Here is a 16,765-nt window from a genome sequence, read left to right on the forward strand (position 1 = left end):
TCCACACCCTTCCGTTAGCGCTATTGAACCAGCGGCGATGTCGCGCCGTTGAGATTGACACCGGTGATTTTCGCCTCGCCAATGACCAGCGAAATGAATTGGGAGACAGCGCGCCGCCAACTGGCATCCCGGAGGAATTCCTCGATCAGCGGCCGGGCCGCCTCGAATTCCGGAATCGCACCATCGGCTTTTTCGTCCAGCCGGATGATATGGAATCCGTAAGGCGTTTCGACGGGGTCAGGCGTGATGTCGCCCGGCGACATATCGGCCAGTGCGGCCTCGAAGAGCGGGGTTGTCTGACCTGCCGTTATCTGTCCCAGACGCCCGCCTTCATTGGCCGACGCGCAATCGGAGCGCTCCCGCGCCATTTTCTCGAATTGACCCGGCCGCCTCTGAAGCTCGCTGGCCAGAATCTGCGCCTCTTTCCTTGTGCGGGAAAAGACCAGCGCATCCCGCTTGTCGGCTTGCAACAGGATATGTGCCACCTCATAGAGGTCGGCGGTCCGGAAGCGTTTCCGGTTGTTCTCGAAATAGCGGCGGCAGGACTCCTCGTCCGGCTCCGGTGTCGAGACCTGCGTCTCGAGCAATTGACGGATCAGGGCATCATCATCCGTTTCGGTCCGCCCGGCTTCGTCAGAGTGTGGCTGGGCCGTCAGTCCTGTAGCGCGCGCATTCTGCAACAGGGCCTCGCGGATGACCAGCGCCTCAGCGGCCGCTGCCCAGGCTTTCTCCGGCCGGTCGGCATCATGGTTCTGGGCTTCATCCGCAATGGCCTTGGCGGCGATTTCAACGCCATTCACCGAAACGGGAACGGCCTTGCCGGGCATGTTGGAGATCAGTGAGGCAGACGTCATTTGCCGGCCCCCTTGGCGGGTTTACGGCGGACAATCTGATACCCGCTGCGGAACACATAACGCACCGGCGCGCTGAACATATGGACCAGCCGCGTGAACGGGAAGACGAGAAAGATCGTCAATCCGAGGAAGATGTGCAGCTTGAAAATCCAGTGCGCACCCGTGATGTACTGGGCCGCATCCGCCTGGAAGGTGAAGATGCCCTGCGCCCAGTTCATGAAAGTCACCATTTCATGGCCATCCAGGTGAGTCATGGAGACCGGTATGGTGCCGAGACCCAACACAAGCTGGGCATAGAGCAGGAGCAGGATCACCATATCCGCAAAACTGGTGGTCGAACGGATCCGGGCATCAAAGAGCCGCCGGTGAAGCAGCAGACTCGCCCCGATCAGCGCGAACACGCCGGCCACACCCCCTGCGACAATCGCAAGCACCTGCTTGGCTCCATGTCCGATACCCAGCGCATCGAAGACCGCAATCGGCGTCAGAAGGCCGACGAGATGGCCGAAAAAAATCACCAGAACGCCGAGGTGAAACAGCACCGAACCCCAGATCAGTTGTTTGCGGCGCAAAAGCTGACTCGAGCCGGCCCGCCAGGAATAGGGCTCCCGGTCATAGCGGATGATGGAGCCGACCGCGAGCACGGTCAGGGCGATATAGGGATAGAATCCGAACACGGCAGTATGAAGGAAATCGCTCATGGCTGGTCTCCCTTGTTGAGACCGGTTTCAGGGGGCACGGCCATGCGGCCGAGCATGTCGCTTGCGGCCGGGCAGCCCGCATCCGGATCCGGTCCGAAGACCACCTGTTCTTCCGCCCAGGCCTTGTCGATGGCCTCCAGCGAGGTGTCTTCCGAGGCCGGTGTTTCGACCGTGCCATCGACGGCCGCCGAGCGGTCCGCCAGCTGGCCCAGCGCCCGGAACACACTGGCATAGATGCTGTCGCGCTTGCGGAGCCGCTCCGCCAGCGCATCAAGGACATGCGAGGTTTCACCCAGAAAGGCGCGCGCTTCGCCGACATCCCGGGTCGACAGGTATTCCAGGAAAAGCGGCAGGAAGTCCGGCAATTCGCCGGCGACCATTTCCAGACCGCTTTGCTCGTAAAGCGCCAGCAGATCGACCATGGCCTGCCCGCGGTCCCGGCTCTCGCCGTGAACATGTTCAAACAGATGAAGCGACAGGGTCCGCGACCGGTCGAAGAGCTGAACATAGCGCTCCTGAAGATCGTAGAGATCGCGGGAAGCCAGCTGGGCCGCCAGCCGGTTGACCGCAGTCTGGTCGCGCCGCGGCAACAGGGCTTCGGCCTCCAGAACGCCGGCGAACTCGCCGGCCGCATCCGCTATGTCCTGCGTCGGATAGCTGAGCAGCGCTGCAAGGATTTTGAAGGTCTTGGCCATCAGCTTTTCTCCATGGGTGTGACCTGGGCACGGCGGCGCGGGCCACCGAAGAGTGACGCCTTGCTGGAGCCGTCCGAGCAACCATTGCCAAAGCTGAAGCCGCACTCACCACGGATATCGAAGGCTTCTTCCGCCTCCTCGCGGTGGGAGGTCGGGATCACGAACCGGTCCTCATAATTGGCAATCGCCATGATGTGATACATGTCCTCGATCAGCTCGCGGGTGAGTCCCACCCGTTCGGCAATCGACGGATCAATCACGCCCTCGACCGTTTTCGCCCGCATATAGGCTCGCATCGCCAGCATGCGTTCCAGGGCAACGGCAACCGGTGCCTCGTCTCCGGCCGTCAGGAGATTGGCCAGATAGCGCAGCGGGATGCGCAAAGAGCGGACATCCGGCATGTCGCCGTCGATTTCCAGCGCACCGGATTCGGCCGCATTATTGATCGGTGACAGGGGCGGCACATACCAGACCATGGGAAGGGTGCGGTATTCGGGGTGCAGCGGGAAGGCGACTTTCCAGTCAATGGCCATCTTGTAGACCGGTGATTGTTTTGCCGCTTCCAGCCAGGCCTCGGGCACACCATCCTTGCGCGCTTGTGCCTGAATCTCCGGATCATGCGGATCGAGGAAAATATCGAGCTGGGCCTGATACAGGTCCTTTTCATCCTCCATCGAGGCCGCTTCCTCGATCCGGTCAGCGTCGTAAAGCATCACGCCGAGATAGCGGATACGGCCCACGCAGGTTTCCGAACAGACGGTCGGCTGCCCCGCCTCGATCCGCGGATAGCAGAAGGTGCATTTCTCGGATTTGCCGCTCGCCCAGTTGAAATAGATCTTCTTGTACGGGCAACCGGAGACACACATCCGCCAGCCGCGGCATTTTTCCTGGTCGATCAGGACAATGCCGTCTTCCTCGCGCTTGTAGATGGCACCGGACGGGCAGGCCGCCGCACAGGTCGGGTTGAGACAATGCTCGCACAGGCGCGGCAGATACATCATGAAGGTGTTTTCGAATTCACCATAGATCTGCTTCTGTATGCCTTCAAAATTGTAGTCCTCACCCCGCTTGGAAAACTCTCCTCCCAGGATTTCCTCCCAGTTCGGACCCCACTCGATCTTCTCCATCCGCTCGCCGGAGATCAGCGAGCGCGGCCGCGCCGTTGGAAAAGCGCGCGATTCACCGGCGGTGTGCAAGTGGTTGTAATCGAAGGTGAAAGGTTCGTAGTAATCATCAATCTGCGGCAGGTCCGGATTGGCGAAGATCTTGGCCAGAATCCGCCATTTCGAGCCCATTTTGGGGTGCAGGCTGCCATTGCCGGAGCGTTTCCAGCCACCATTCCAGCGGCCCTGATTTTCCCAGTCCTTGGGATAGCCGACACCGGGTTTGGTTTCGACATTGTTGAACCAGGCGTATTCAACGCCTTCGCGGCTGGTCCAGACATTCTTGCAAGTCACCGAGCAGGTATGGCAGCCGATACATTTATCGAGATTGAGAACTTTACCGATTTGCGCGCGAATTTTCATTCTGCTGCCTCCAGAGCGTCGGCGGCGGGACCTTCGAGCCAGTCGATCTTGTCCATCTTGCGGACAATCACGAACTCGTCGCGGTTGGACCCCACCGTGCCGTAATAATTGAATCCGTAGGATTGCTGCGCGTAGCCGCCGATCATGTGGGTCGGCTTCAGCGTTGCCCGCGTCACGGAGTTGTGGATTCCACCGCGCTGGCCGGTCATTTCCGACCCCGGCACATTCACGATCTTTTCCTGGGCGTGATACATGAACAGCGTGCCCGGCTTGATACGCTGGGACACCACGGCCCGCGCCACGAGCGCACCGTTGGAATTGTAGGCTTCCACCCAGTCATTATCGACGATGCCGGCGGCAGCCGCGTCATCTTCCGACAGCCAGACAATCGGCCCGCCCCGGGACAATGTCAGCATCAGGAGATTGTCGGTATAGGTGGAGTGAATGCCCCATTTCTGGTGCGGTGTGATGAAATTCAGAACCACCTGCTGGTTGCCATTCGGCTTGGAATCAATCACCGGCGCGATGGTCGCGGTATCGATCGGCGGGCGGTAGACGCACAGCCCCTCCCCGAACGCCAGCATCCATTTGTGATCCTGGTAAAGCTGCTGGCGGCCGGTCAGTGTCCGCCACGGAATGCGCTCATGCACATTCGTGTAACCGGCATTGTAACAGACCTTTTCGCTCTCGATTCCCGACCATGTGGGCGAAGAAATGATCTTGCGGGGTTGGGCGACCACATCGCGGAACCGGATTTTCTCGTCTTCCTTGGGCAGGGCCAGATGGGCGTGTTCACGACCGGTGTTTTTCTCCAGCGCCTGCCAAGCTTTGACGGCCACTTCACCATTGGTTTCCGGAGCCAGCATGAGAATGACTTCTGCGGCATCGATGGCCGTATTGATTTTCGGACGCCCTCGGGAGACCCCGTCCTCGAGCACGACACCGTTCAGCGCGGCAAGGTGTTCGATCTCGTGCTCCGTATTCCAGGAGATGCCCTTGCCCCCGTTTCCGAGCGTATCCATCAACGGGCCGAGCGAGGTGAATTTCTTGTAGAGGTTCGCATAATCCCGCTTCACCGTGAGGATTTGCGGCATGGTGACGCCCGGAATGGCCTCGACTTCACCCTTCTTCCAGTCCTTGACATCAAAGGGTTGCGCGATTTCCCCCGCCGTATCGTGCAGGATAGGCAAGAGGATGATATCGGTTTCCTCGCCGATCTCTTCCGGCGCAATCTCGGAGAGCTTTTTCGCCAGACCCTTGAAAATGTCCCAGTCGCTGCGCGCCTCCCATGAGGGATCAACCGCCGCCGTCAGCGGGTGGATGAAGGGATGCATGTCCGATGTGTTGAGGTCATCCTTTTCATACCAGGTCGCTGTCGGCAGAACGATGTCCGAATACATGCAGGTCGTTGACATCCGGAAGTCGATCGTCACCAGAAGGTCGAGCTTTCCCTCCGGCGCTTTGTCCGTCCATTCAACCTCGTCCGGCCGGTGCTCGGGGCCGACTTCATCACACATCAGCCCGTTGGTGGCTCCGACGAGATGTTTGAGGAAATATTCGTGCCCCTTGCCCGAGGAGCCCAGCAGGTTGGAGCGCCAGACAAAGAGGTTCCGCGGCCAGTTTGCCGGATTGTCGGGCGCCTCGCACGACATGCGCAGATCGCCGGATTTCAGGCCCTCGACAACATAGTCCTTCGGATCCCGACCGGCGGCGGCGGCGGCCTTTGAAACTTCGAACGGATTGGTCTGCAGCTGCGGTGCAGACGGCAGCCAGCCCATGCGTTCGGCACGGACATTCCAGTCGATCATCGTCCCGGACCAGTCGCCATCCGGCGCGGTCGGAGAGAGGATTTCCTTCACATCGAGGGTTTCATAGCGCCACTGATCCGTATGCGCATACCAGCAGGACGTCGAATTCTGATGCCGGGGCGGCCGGTTCCAGTCGAGCGCGAAGGCCAGGGGTTGCCAGCCGGTCTGCGGCCGCAATTTCTCCTGCCCCACATAGTGCGCCCATCCGCCGCCGGATTGGCCGATACAGCCGCACATCACCAGAAGATTGATGATCCCCCGGTAATTCATGTCCATATGGTACCAGTGGTTCAGCCCCGCCCCGAGGATGACCATGGACTTGCCTTCGGTCTTTTCGGCATTGGTTGCGAACGCCCGGGCTGTGGCGATGATTTTCTTGCGGTCAACGCCGGTAATCTGCTCCGCCCAGGCCGGCGTGTAGGGCGCAATATCATCATAGCTCTCGGCCAGATTGTCTCCGCCCAGCCCCCGGTCCAGGCCGTAATTGGCGCACAAAAGATCGAAAACGGTGACGACCAGAGCCTCGCCATCCTTCAGCGTGACGCGGCGCGCCGGCAGCTTGCGGGTGACGACATCCGGGTGATCCGTCCCCGCGAAATGATCATGATGCCGGCTGCCGAAATAGGGGAATCCGACATCGACCTGTTCGTCATGGCGGTCATCGAGAATGAAGGATAATTCCAGCTCGACATCGCCGCCCTTTCCATCCTTCTGCTCGATATTCCACTTGCCGGTTTCACCCCAGCGGAAGCCCACCGATCCCAGCGGTGCAACATAGCGGCCGCTCTTGCAGTCATAGGCAATGGTCTTCCAGTCGGGATTATTGTCCTCGCCCAGGCTGTCATCGAAGTCGGAGGCGCGGAGCAAACGTCCGGGGATCAGCCGGCCGTCCTTCATCTCCAGCCGCACCAGATTCGGCATGTCGGTATTCTCGCGGGCATAGCGCTCGAAATATTCGGCCTGCCGGTCTAGATGGTATTCGCGCAGGATCACATGCCCCATCGCCATCGCCAGCGCGGCATCCGTGCCCTGTTTCGGATTCAGCCAGATATCCCCGAATTTTGCGGCCTCGGAATAATCCGGGCAGATCACCGCGCTCTTGGCACCGCGATAGCGGGCCTCGGTATAGAAGTGCGCATCCGGCGTCCGGGTCTGAGGGACATTCGAGCCCCAGATCAGCAGGAAACCCGCATTGTACCAATCCGCCGATTCCGGCACATCGGTCTGCTCGCCCCAGGTTTGCGGGCTCGCCGGCGGCAGGTCACAATACCAGTCATAGAAGGACATGCACACGCCGCCGAGAAGCGAGAGATAGCGCGATCCGGCCGCATAGGACACCATCGACATGGCGGGAATGGGCGAGAAGCCGAACACCCGGTCCGGTCCGTACTCCTTGGCCGTATAGGCATTGGCGGCGGCGATGATTTCGTTGACTTCATCCCAGTCACCGCGGACAAACCCGCCCGCACCCCGCTTCGAGACATAGGACTGCCGCGTCTCGGGATTGGCCTGGATGGACCGCCAGGCGGCCATGGGTGTCATCGTTTCCCGCGCCTTGCGCCAGGCTTTCAGCAGGCGCGAACGGATCATCGGATATTTCAGCCGGTTGGCCGAATACATGTACCAGGAATAGCTGGCCCCGCGCGAACAGCCGCGTGGTTCGTGATTGGGCAGATCAGGGCGCGTGCGCGGATAGTCCGTCTGTTGTGTTTCCCAGGTGACCAGCCCGCCCTTGACATAGATTTTCCAGCTGCAGGACCCGGTGCAGTTCACGCCATGGGTCGAGCGGACGACTTTGTCGTGCTGCCAGCGCTTGCGGTAGGAATCTTCCCACTTCCGGTCCTCGGTGGTGGTGATGCCGTGACCATCGGAGAAACGCTCAGACGGGCGCGTGAAGAAGGTGAGGCGGTCGAGAAGATGACTCATGATAACAATCCTTTACGGGTTTTTCACATCTGCGCCCGGACGCAGATAGAACCACCAGTTGATGGCGATGCAGACGGCATAGAAAATGGCAAATCCGATGAGGGCGTATTCGGGCGTGGTGGCGCGGATCTGCTCGCCGAACACTTGCGGGATGATGAAGGCGCCATAGGCTGCAACCGCGGACGTCCAGCCCAGCACCGGCCCGGCTTGCTCGCGGTCGAACACAACGGCAATGGTACGAAAGGTTGATCCATTGCCGATGCCCGAAGCGGCAAACAGGATCAGGAACAGGATCAGGAAAGGCGTGAAGAAAATCTCCGGCGTGGCCGATCCATAGGCCAGCTTCATGAACCAGGCGACACCGAGTGCGCAAATGACCATCACAACAGAGATGGTCTGGGTAACGAGCGCCCCGCCGAACCGGTCGGCCAGCTTGCCGCCGATCGGCCGGATCAGCGCGCCGATGAAGGGACCGGTCCAGGCGAACATGAGGGCGCTGGGACCGTCCGGATTGATGACATCATGCGTCATCACCCCGTCGACCTCGATATGCTGGAAACCGAATATGACCTTGATGGCGAGCCCGAAGGCCGCTGCATAGCCGATGAAGGAACCGAAGGTCATCGTATAGATGACCGTCATCGCCCAGGTGTGCTTGTTGCGGAAGATCCGGTACTGCCGGTCGAGGCTCTTCCGGATCGCGCCGGGTATGGCCTTCAGCGCAAACACCGTCGCCGCGATCACGGCGGGAAGCACGATCCATTTCGATACGCCCCAGCCCGAACCACCGGCATCCGCTGGCAGCATCAGCCAGAGGCCGGCGGCCGCCATGACCAGGCCGATGCCCAGCATGCCCGCAATTTTCCCGAAAGAGGCAATGGGGGAACCGATATTCGGCGAGACATGCTCGTCACGGATATTGTTCATCCCGTACCAGGTGGCCACAACGACCGGGATCAGGATAGCCACCCAGATAAATCCGGCATTATGCAGGAATGTTTCGGTGCCGGCAGGAATGCGCCCGATCAGCGTGCCGGATGTGTTCTGCAACACCATCGAGGTTCCGCCGAACATGCCGACCGTCATGACCAGCGGGATCAGGATCTGCATGGTCGTGACGCCGAAATTGCCCAGACCGGCATTCATGCCCAGCGAATAGCCCTGCACCTTTTTCGGAAAGAAGAAGCTGATATTCGACATCGAGCTGGCAAAATTCCCGCCGCCAATGCCGGACAGAAGCGCCATCAGCTGGAATTGCCAGAGGGGAGTGTCCGGGTTTTGCAGGATGATCGCCGTTCCCGCAGATGGGATCAGCAGCAGGGCGGTCGTGAAAAAGATCGTATTCCGCCCGCCCGCCAACCGGATGAAGAAGGTGGAGGGAATTCTGAGTGTTGCGCCCGACAATCCGGCGATCGCCGTCAGTGTGAACAATTCGGTCTGACTGAAACCATAGTCCAGATTGATCATCTGGACGGTGATGATTCCCCAGTAGAGCCATACCGCAAAGCCGCAAAGCAGCGCCGGGATCGAGATCCACAGATTGCGGTTGGCGATGGCTTTGCCCGTCAATTCCCATTGGGCGGGATCTTCGGGGTTCCAGTTCAAGAGGTCTTTGGCCATTCGGGTCGTCCTTGTTGTCAGTTTGGCCGTGGTGGCACCGGCAGGGGGTTGCGGGCCACCACAGCCCTGTCTCAGCGGGCCTGGCTCGCAGGAAAAGGCGCGTCAGGCATGTCGCTGAGATGTCGCTCATCTGCCAGTTGCGGATATTTGCGGCGTTCCATCCGGCGGATCGCCAGATGCATCCAGATCGTCGAAACCAGGACGATCAGGAACATCAGCATGAAGCAGCTGGTCCAGACGCCGGTGAGATCATTCATGATGCCGAAGCTGATCGGCAGAACGAATCCGCCAAGGCCGCCAATCATGCCGACCAGCCCGCCGACGGATCCGACATGATGGGGATAATAGACGGGGATGTGTTTGTAGACGGCCGCTTTGCCAAGGGACATCACGAAACCGAGCCCGATGGTAAGGATGGCGAACGGCACGACACCTATGCCGAAGCTGAACTCGATCGGCCCCTCGATACCGCTGACAATATAGCGGGTTTCCGGATAGCTGAGCGCGAAAAGGCAAACCAGGGAGATGATGAAGGTGAGGTACATCACGAAACGTGCGCCCCACTTGTCCGACATCCAGCCGCCCAGAGCGCGGAAAATCGAGGCGGGCAGCGAATAGGCTGCGGCCAGCATGCCGGCCGTTTGCAGGTCCAGCCCGTAGGCACCGGTATAATAGCGTGGCAGCCAGGAAGCGAGCGCAACGAAGGCGCCGAAAACAAAGAAGTAATAGGTCGCAAACCGCCAGACCTGCGGGTCTTTCAGCGGCTCCAGCTGCATCAGGGCGGACGGACGTTTGCCACCGGACTTGCGCTGCGCAACCAGCACAGGGTCGTCCTTGGTGAACACCCAGAATATCACCGCCATCGCCAGCAGGACACCGGCATAGATTTGCGCGGTTTGCTGCCAGCCAAACGCGACAACAAGGAAGGGCGCTCCGAAATTGGTAACCGCCGCGCCCATATTGCCGACGCCGAATATACCCAGCGCCGTGCCTTGTGCCTTGGCCTCATACCACCGCGACACATAGGCGATACCGATAATGAAGGAACCGCCTGCGAGCCCGACGCCGAGCGCGGCGAGAAGGAGCATCGGGTAGGTGTCCGCCATCGACAGGAGGAAGGCTGCGACCGCTGTCGTGACCATCTGGATCGGGAACATGATCCGGCCGCCATATTGTTCCGTCAGAATACCGAGAAACACGCGGCTGATGGAGCCGGTCAGAACCGGCGTCGCCACCAGCAATCCGAACTGGGTCTCCGACAGGCCCAGCTCCTGCTTGATGCGGACGCCGATGATCGAGAAAATGGTCCAGACTGCGAAACAGACCGTAAAGGCCAGGAGGCTCATTCCGAGCGCTCGGTGTTGTTGTCCGGGTGTGACGCCTTCCAGCGAGTGCATGATCGCCCCCAATTTCAAAGCTTGCCGATACAAGCGATGAATAATTGATAGCGATAATAACTGACCCTCGAAACATGATTACATGTCGCGCGGCAAATATACGCACATATAATTGAAGTTATCGACAATTTCTTGTTATGATTTGTTTTATGTCATTACTATAAAACCCAATTTGCAATTCATACATTGATATTGATCAATCGGCAGTGTAACGACGCATTGGAAACAGCTGCGGGATCACGATGCGAGACTCTGACCGGGACATCATCAGGAATCTGAACCTGTTTTGTGACATGCAGCCGCAACGCTTCGAAGCGCTTCTGACCGCAGCTTATGCCCAGCAGTTTCCGGCCCATGTTGATCTCATCCGGGAAGGTGAACCCGCCGACTTTCTGTATGTGGTGCTGGAAGGTTGCGTGGAATTGTTTTCAGCAAGCCATGGGCGCGAATCGTCCTTGGCGATCGTCACGCCTGTTTCCACCTTCATCCTCGCGGCAACCATCAAGGACGCGCCCTATCTGATGTCGGCGCGGACCATCGCGCCGTCGAAACTGCTTCTGATGCCATCCGGTAATGTGCGTGAGGCCTTCGATCATGATCCCGCCTTCGCGCGGGCGATCGTGACCGAGCTGGCGACCTGTTACCGCGGCGTCGTGAAGTCCATGAAGAATCTCAAACTCCGGACCGCAATCGAGCGGGTCGGCAATTATATTGTGCGCCTGCATGACAAATCCGGTCACGCCGACATTGTCGAGCTGCCTTTCGGGAAAAGGAATCTCGCTTCCATTCTCGGCATGACGCCGGAAAATCTGTCCCGGGCTTTCGGTGCCCTGCAGTCACACGGTATCCTGATGGATGGTGCGCGGATCGAGATAACGGACCGCGCCGCGCTCGAAGCCATCTGCAAACCGAATCCGCTCATTGATGACCCGCGCAGCTGACCCCGCCAACACCGCCGGTATCATTCTGGCCGGCGGACAATCGCGGCGCATGGGTCAGGACAAAGCGGACATCGGCTATCGCGGCCAGACTTTTCTGGAGCGCGCTACGGCCCTTTTGTACGCAACCGGCTGCAATCCTGTGCGGGTGAGCGGGCGGCCGGATTTGCCGGATGGAATCCCCGACCGGGAACCCGGCCAGGGTCCGGCCCGGGCCATACTGGACGCGCTGGCCGAGATATCGGACACATCATCCGGCGCGTTGTTTATTCCCGTCGATATGCCCCTCCTCGAGCCGGACGATCTCTTGCCATTGATGACAAACAATCCGGCGCGGGCCTGCGCATGGGCCGGCCATCCATTGCCCGCCTATCTTCCGGCCGGCACAATAATGCCGGCTCAGGCAGAAATCCGTTCGGTAAAAAGTCTCCTCGCCCGGTTTGACGCGACCTGGCTGAAGCCGCACGCTGAACAGGCCGGGCGATTCAGCAATATCAATTCGCCTGCGGATTTGACATCCCTGCCGCGTTCGGAGTGACGTGCGACGAGACGTCACTTGGCAAGTGCACAGATTTGATGTTTGTCAAGAAACACGCAATTCACGGAGCCGGTTTTGGACCGCACGATCCAACTTTCTGACAAGCCAAAGCTGATCGACCAGTTCGGGCGGCACATCACCTATCTGCGCCTGTCCGTGACCGACCGCTGCGATCTGCGTTGCGTTTATTGCATGAAGGCCCGGCCGGACTTCCTGCCCAAGTCGGAATTGCTCACCCTGGAAGAGCTGACCGTCCTGTGCGATGCCTTCATTGCCCGCGGCGTTGAGAAAATCCGCCTCACCGGCGGCGAGCCCCTTGTGCGCAAGGATATCCTCACCCTGATCGAGAATCTGGGCGCGCGCATCGGCAAGCCCGGTCTGAAAGAGCTCTGCCTGACCACCAACGCCACCCAGCTTCCGAAATATGCAGACCGGCTGGCGGCCGCCGGCATCCGCCGCCTCAATGTCTCGCTCGATACGCTTGATCCGGATATCTTCAGCCAGCTCACACGGGGCGGAAAGCTCCGGCAGACACTGGACGGGATCGAAGCCGCCACGGCTGCCGGACTTCACGTCAAGATCAATGCCGTCGCCCTGAATGACACCAATGGCGCGCATCTGCCCGATCTGATCGCCTGGGCACATGGGCAAGGCCATGACATTTCGCTGATCGAGGTCATGCCGGTCGGGGAAATCGGCGTGAACCGCGCCAGCCAGTTCCTGTCACTACTGGATGTCCGCAAGGCATTGGAAACACGCTGGACGCTCGCCGACCTGCCCGATGATACCGGCGGTCCGTCCCGCTATGTGCGGGTGCAGGAAACCGGCGGGCGGCTCGGCTTCATCTCGCCGCTCACCGGGAATTTCTGTGCCGGCTGCAACCGTGTCCGCATGACCTGTACGGGGGAGCTCTTCATGTGCCTCGGTCAGAACGGATCAGTGGATCTGAGAGCGGCCATCCGTGACGGCGGCCCGGATGCCGTTGACCGGGCGCTCGACCGGGCCATGGCCACCAAACCCTTGCAGCATGATTTCGATGTCTCGCCGGGCGCCACCTCGACTGTCACCCGCGACATGGCCCGGACCGGAGGCTAGGACATGAAGGTGATATTGGAATTTTTCGGACCTGTCCGCGACCGGATGAGCGACAGCCCCGGCACGCTGACCCTTGATCCCGTGCCACACACATTTGACGCACTGATCTTGATGCTCGAAGACCGGCTGGAGAATGGCAGCGTCTTGCGCGACCCCCATCTGCGGTTCGCCATCAATGACGAGCTGGTCACGGCGGACGGAAAAATCACGCTCGGTGATGGAGACCGGATTGCCATTCTGTCACCGTTTTCGGGCGGATGATGCCCACGGCAGATATCCTTCTCACCGGCGCACCACTGGATCCCGCCGAGCTGAATGCGCGTCTGCCGGCCACCGCCGGAACCGGGGCGGTTTCAACTTTCACAGGCTTGGTCCGCGGCAATGGCGCACTCACCGCTCTGGAATTGCAGCATCACCCGGTCCTGACACTGTCCGCCCTGAACGTGATCGGTGAGACAGCCATGAAACGCTTCGACCTCCTGGCCCTGCTGATTGCGCACCGCTTCGGGCGCATGACCGTTGGCGAACCCATTGTCCACATTGCCGCAGCGGCCCCGCATCGCCGCGCCGCGCTCGACGCTGTCAGCTACACGATTGACGTTCTCAAAACCCGGGCCCCGTTCTGGAAACGCGAATGGCAGGGTGACACCGGCAAATGGATCGAGCCGACCGAAGAAGACCATGAGAAGACCGCACAATGGCTGGGAGCAATGCAATGACCGGAATTCCCGAAACCGTGGGCTTTGCCGTCATGACCGTGTCGGACACACGCGATGCCAAAACCGACAAGACCGGGCCCTGGCTGCGCGAACAGATCACCGCCGAAGGCCATGCCGTGATCGGGCATGCGATCATTCCCGATGACATCTCCGCCATCCAGACCCAGCTGAAAGCCTGGATCACCGATCCCGGTATTCATGCCATTATCGCCACCGGCGGCACAGGCCTGACCGGCCGCGATGTGACGCCGGAAGCCTTCCGCCCGCTATTCGATAAGGAAATGGACGGGTTTGCGGCCGTTTTCCATCAGGTCAGTTTCAAATCCGTGGGCGTCTCCACCATCCAGTCGCGGGCCATCGCCGGCATTGCCGGTGGCACTTATCTCTTTGCCATACCGGGCTCCTCGGGCGGCTGCCGCGATGCCTGGAACCACGTCTTGCGTGATGAATTCGACCGCACACACGGACCGTGTAATCTGGTCGAACTGATCCCCCGGCTGACGGAGACATGAGATGAGCCCCGCCCTCACCCATCAGGACGCACACGGCCGTGTTCATATGGTCGATGTCGCGGACAAGCCGGTCACCGGACGCCGCGCCGTCGCCGGTGCCCATATCGCCATGTCCGCAACCGCATTTGCGGCGATAAGTGCAGGTCAGGGCCCCAAGGGCAACGCCCTGCACACGGCCGAGCTGGCCGGCATCATGGCCGCAAAACAAACCGCCGGACTCATTCCGCTTTGCCATCCCCTGCCGCTCACATCGGTCAAGTTGGTCATCGAGCCGGACAATGCCGGAACGGGATTTGATATCCGCGCCACGGTCGAATGCGACGGCAAAACCGGCGTTGAAATGGAAGCGCTGACGGCCGCCTCTATTGCCGCGCTGACGCTCTATGACATGACCAAGGCACTCGACAAGGCCATGACCATCAGCGCCATCCGCCTGCTGGAAAAGAGTGGCGGACGATCCGGCGATTACACCTGGGCACCGTCCGGCACATGATCGGCCTGGACGAAGCCCTGCACCTCATCCGGACCGGCCTCGAGTCTGTGGAGGCGGAAGCACTGCCTCTGGCCGAAGCGCACGAGCGCACACTGGCCGCGCCGGTCATCGCCGCCCGCACCCAGCCGCCCTTCGCCGCGTCTGCCATGGACGGCTATGCCGTCCGTTCGTCCAGCCTGACAGGACGACCCGTCAACTTGCGCCTGAGCGGCGAATCCGCGGCCGGTCATGCCAGTCCGGCCCGTGTCGGCGCGGGCGAAGCCTTCAGGATTTCCACCGGCGCGCCTGTGCCTGAGGGCGCTGATCAGGTCGTCATCCAGGAAAACTGCCAGCGTGACAAAGATAACATCATCACCGCTGAACCGGCCCGCCCGGGCGCCAATATCCGCAAGGCGGGTGTCGATTTTTCCAGCGGTGACAGACTTCTTGATGCCGGGTGCAAAGTGTCTGCCGCAGGTCTGTCGCTTGTGGCCAGCGCCGACCTGAGCACCGTATCCGTCTACCGCCGGCCACAGGTCGGTCTTCTGTCGACCGGTGACGAGCTGGTCGAGATCGGCGCGGCACCCGGACCGGACCAGATCATCAATTCACTCGGCCCGGGACTGACCGCCCTGGTCCAGGCATGGGGCGGCCTGCCCCGCTACCTCGGTATTGCCCTCGACGATGTGGCAGATGTCCGCGAAAAACTGCGGGCGGCGGAGGGGCTTGATCTCCTCGTCACCATTGGCGGCGCCTCGGTCGGCGATCACGACCACTTGCGCAGGGAATTCGCGGCGCTGGGCGGCGAACTGGTGTTCGAAAAAATCGCCATCAAGCCAGGCAAGCCGACCTGGTTCGGCCGACTTGGATCCACGCTGGTCCTCGGCCTGCCGGGAAATCCGGTTTCGGCCATGGTCATGGCCCGGCTCTGTCTGAAACCGGCGATGGACCGTCTATTGGGATCGGAAAATCCGGCGCTCTTCCTCAGCGCGCAGCTCGGCATTGATTTGCCCGCGAATGGTCCGCGCGAGAACATGATCCGCGCGCATTTCGATGCAGTGACAGGACAGATAGCGCCTCTGGACAATCAGGATTCTTCGGCCCTGTCTGCCCTGGTGGCGTCCAACGCCCTGATCCGGCGTCCAGCCAATGCCCCTGCCGCTGCGGCCGGCGAGAGCGTCAGCTTCCTGCCGCTGGATGCCGGATGACCGCGCTGGCGGGACTGGCGGCGCTGTTCTTTCTGACAGCGCTGGCCTATGCCATGGTCGGCTTTGGCGGCGGGTCGACCTATACTGCCCTGCTGGTGCTGGCAGACACAGATTACCGCATTCTTCCCGCCATCTCTCTGGCCTGCAATATCACCGTCGTGACCGGTTCCGTCATCCAGTATGGATTGTCCGGGCTGATCCGCTGGAAACGGCTCCTGCCACTCGCGGCCCTCTCGGTCCCCATGGCCTGGCTGGGCGGGCGGATGGAAATTCCCGAACGCCTCTTCATTACGCTTCTGGGACTGGCCCTGTTGGCCTCTGCAGCCGCGCTCGTTTTCCGCAGACCCACCCCTGGCGGCCAGCCGGAACATCTGCCCGTCTGGTCCGGGCCTGCCTTGGGTGGCGGCATCGGATTCCTCGCCGGTCTGGTCGGAATTGGCGGCGGCATATTCCTGGCACCGGTCCTCCACTTCCTGCGCTGGGGTCCGGCGCGGGAGATTGCGGCGGCGGCTTCTGTTTTCATTCTGGTGAATTCAGTGGCGGGGCTCGGCGGCCAGATCCAGCGCCTTTCCGCTTCCGGCGATCTGGGTGCGGTGATCAGCTATTGGCCACTTCTGCCTGCGGTACTGATTGGCGGGCAGATCGGCGTCTGGCTGGGCCGGACGCGGACATCGGAAACCTGGCTGATCCGCCTGACCGCATTGCTTGTACTTTTCGTCTCGGTCCGCCTGCTCTGGCGGGCGTCAGGCCTCTGAA

The 16,765-nt window shown here is 60.7% G+C and carries 16 protein-coding genes; 9 read left to right on the plus strand and 7 right to left on the minus strand.

Annotated elements, in window-relative coordinates:
* Positions 1–20 precede the first annotated feature (20 nt).
* From DBR16_RS11205 to DBR16_RS11235, 7 genes are all read right to left on the minus strand, one after another.
* Positions 21–854 carry a peptidylprolyl isomerase gene (locus DBR16_RS11205; RefSeq protein WP_109261334.1) on the minus strand — a complete coding sequence of 278 codons (834 nt, stop codon included), beginning with the start codon at positions 852–854 and terminating at the stop codon, positions 21–23.
* Positions 851–1,555, minus strand: a complete 705-nt coding sequence (gene narI, locus DBR16_RS11210) for a respiratory nitrate reductase subunit gamma (protein ID WP_109261335.1) — start codon at positions 1,553–1,555, stop codon at positions 851–853. The genes DBR16_RS11205 and narI overlap by 4 nt, the downstream gene beginning before the upstream one ends.
* Entirely contained in the window at positions 1,552–2,250 is a 699-nt protein-coding gene (gene narJ, locus DBR16_RS11215) for a nitrate reductase molybdenum cofactor assembly chaperone (protein ID WP_109261336.1), read from the minus strand. Before narJ ends, narI begins: the two co-directional genes overlap by 4 nt.
* Entirely contained in the window at positions 2,250–3,776 is a 1,527-nt protein-coding gene (narH, locus tag DBR16_RS11220; RefSeq protein ID WP_109261337.1) for a nitrate reductase subunit beta, read from the minus strand. The genes narJ and narH overlap by 1 nt, the downstream gene beginning before the upstream one ends.
* On the minus strand, positions 3,773–7,510 hold the full coding sequence (locus DBR16_RS11225; protein ID WP_109261338.1) for a nitrate reductase subunit alpha: 3,738 nt from the start codon (positions 7,508–7,510) through the stop codon (positions 3,773–3,775). Before DBR16_RS11225 ends, narH begins: the two co-directional genes overlap by 4 nt.
* A 12-nt stretch (positions 7,511–7,522) precedes the next feature.
* A complete protein-coding gene (locus DBR16_RS11230) occupies positions 7,523–9,130 on the minus strand; it encodes an MFS transporter (RefSeq protein WP_109261339.1) in 1,608 nt (535 codons plus the stop codon).
* A 71-nt stretch (positions 9,131–9,201) separates the two neighbouring features.
* A complete protein-coding gene (locus DBR16_RS11235; RefSeq protein ID WP_109261340.1) occupies positions 9,202–10,527 on the minus strand; it encodes an MFS transporter in 1,326 nt (441 codons plus the stop codon).
* A 242-nt stretch (positions 10,528–10,769) separates the two neighbouring features.
* Here DBR16_RS11235 and DBR16_RS11240 point away from each other — a divergent pair, with 242 nt between their 5' ends.
* The 9 genes from DBR16_RS11240 (at position 10,770) to DBR16_RS11280 (ending at position 16,764) form a co-directional block, all read left to right on the plus strand.
* Positions 10,770–11,468 carry a helix-turn-helix domain-containing protein gene (locus DBR16_RS11240; RefSeq protein WP_109261341.1) on the plus strand — a complete coding sequence of 233 codons (699 nt, stop codon included), beginning with the start codon at positions 10,770–10,772 and terminating at the stop codon, positions 11,466–11,468.
* Entirely contained in the window at positions 11,452–12,003 is a 552-nt protein-coding gene (locus DBR16_RS11245) for a molybdenum cofactor guanylyltransferase (protein WP_109261342.1), read from the plus strand. The genes DBR16_RS11240 and DBR16_RS11245 overlap by 17 nt, the downstream gene beginning before the upstream one ends.
* A gap of 75 nt (positions 12,004–12,078) precedes the next feature.
* Entirely contained in the window at positions 12,079–13,098 is a 1,020-nt protein-coding gene (gene moaA / locus DBR16_RS11250) for a GTP 3',8-cyclase MoaA (protein ID WP_109261343.1), read from the plus strand.
* A gap of 3 nt (positions 13,099–13,101) precedes the next feature.
* Entirely contained in the window at positions 13,102–13,359 is a 258-nt protein-coding gene (locus DBR16_RS11255; protein WP_109261344.1) for a MoaD/ThiS family protein, read from the plus strand.
* Positions 13,359–13,817, plus strand: a complete 459-nt coding sequence (locus DBR16_RS11260) for a molybdenum cofactor biosynthesis protein MoaE (RefSeq protein WP_161539488.1) — start codon at positions 13,359–13,361, stop codon at positions 13,815–13,817. The genes DBR16_RS11255 and DBR16_RS11260 overlap by 1 nt, the downstream gene beginning before the upstream one ends.
* A complete protein-coding gene (locus tag DBR16_RS11265) occupies positions 13,814–14,329 on the plus strand; it encodes a molybdenum cofactor synthesis domain-containing protein (RefSeq protein ID WP_109261346.1) in 516 nt (171 codons plus the stop codon). Before DBR16_RS11260 ends, DBR16_RS11265 begins: the two co-directional genes overlap by 4 nt.
* 1 nt (position 14,330) lies before the next feature.
* Complete coding sequence (moaC, locus tag DBR16_RS11270; RefSeq protein WP_109261347.1) at positions 14,331–14,822, plus strand: cyclic pyranopterin monophosphate synthase MoaC; 492 nt, start codon at positions 14,331–14,333, stop codon at positions 14,820–14,822.
* Complete coding sequence (locus DBR16_RS11275; RefSeq protein WP_109261348.1) at positions 14,819–16,009, plus strand: molybdopterin molybdotransferase MoeA; 1,191 nt, start codon at positions 14,819–14,821, stop codon at positions 16,007–16,009. The genes moaC and DBR16_RS11275 overlap by 4 nt, the downstream gene beginning before the upstream one ends.
* Positions 16,006–16,764, plus strand: coding sequence for a sulfite exporter TauE/SafE family protein (locus tag DBR16_RS11280; protein ID WP_109261349.1), 759 nt, complete (start codon positions 16,006–16,008; stop codon positions 16,762–16,764). Before DBR16_RS11275 ends, DBR16_RS11280 begins: the two co-directional genes overlap by 4 nt.
* Position 16,765: the final 1 nt, after the last annotated feature.

The sequence above is a fragment of the Hyphobacterium indicum genome (genome assembly GCF_003129605.1).
Taxonomy (GTDB): Bacteria; Pseudomonadota; Alphaproteobacteria; order Caulobacterales; family Maricaulaceae; genus Hyphobacterium; species Hyphobacterium indicum.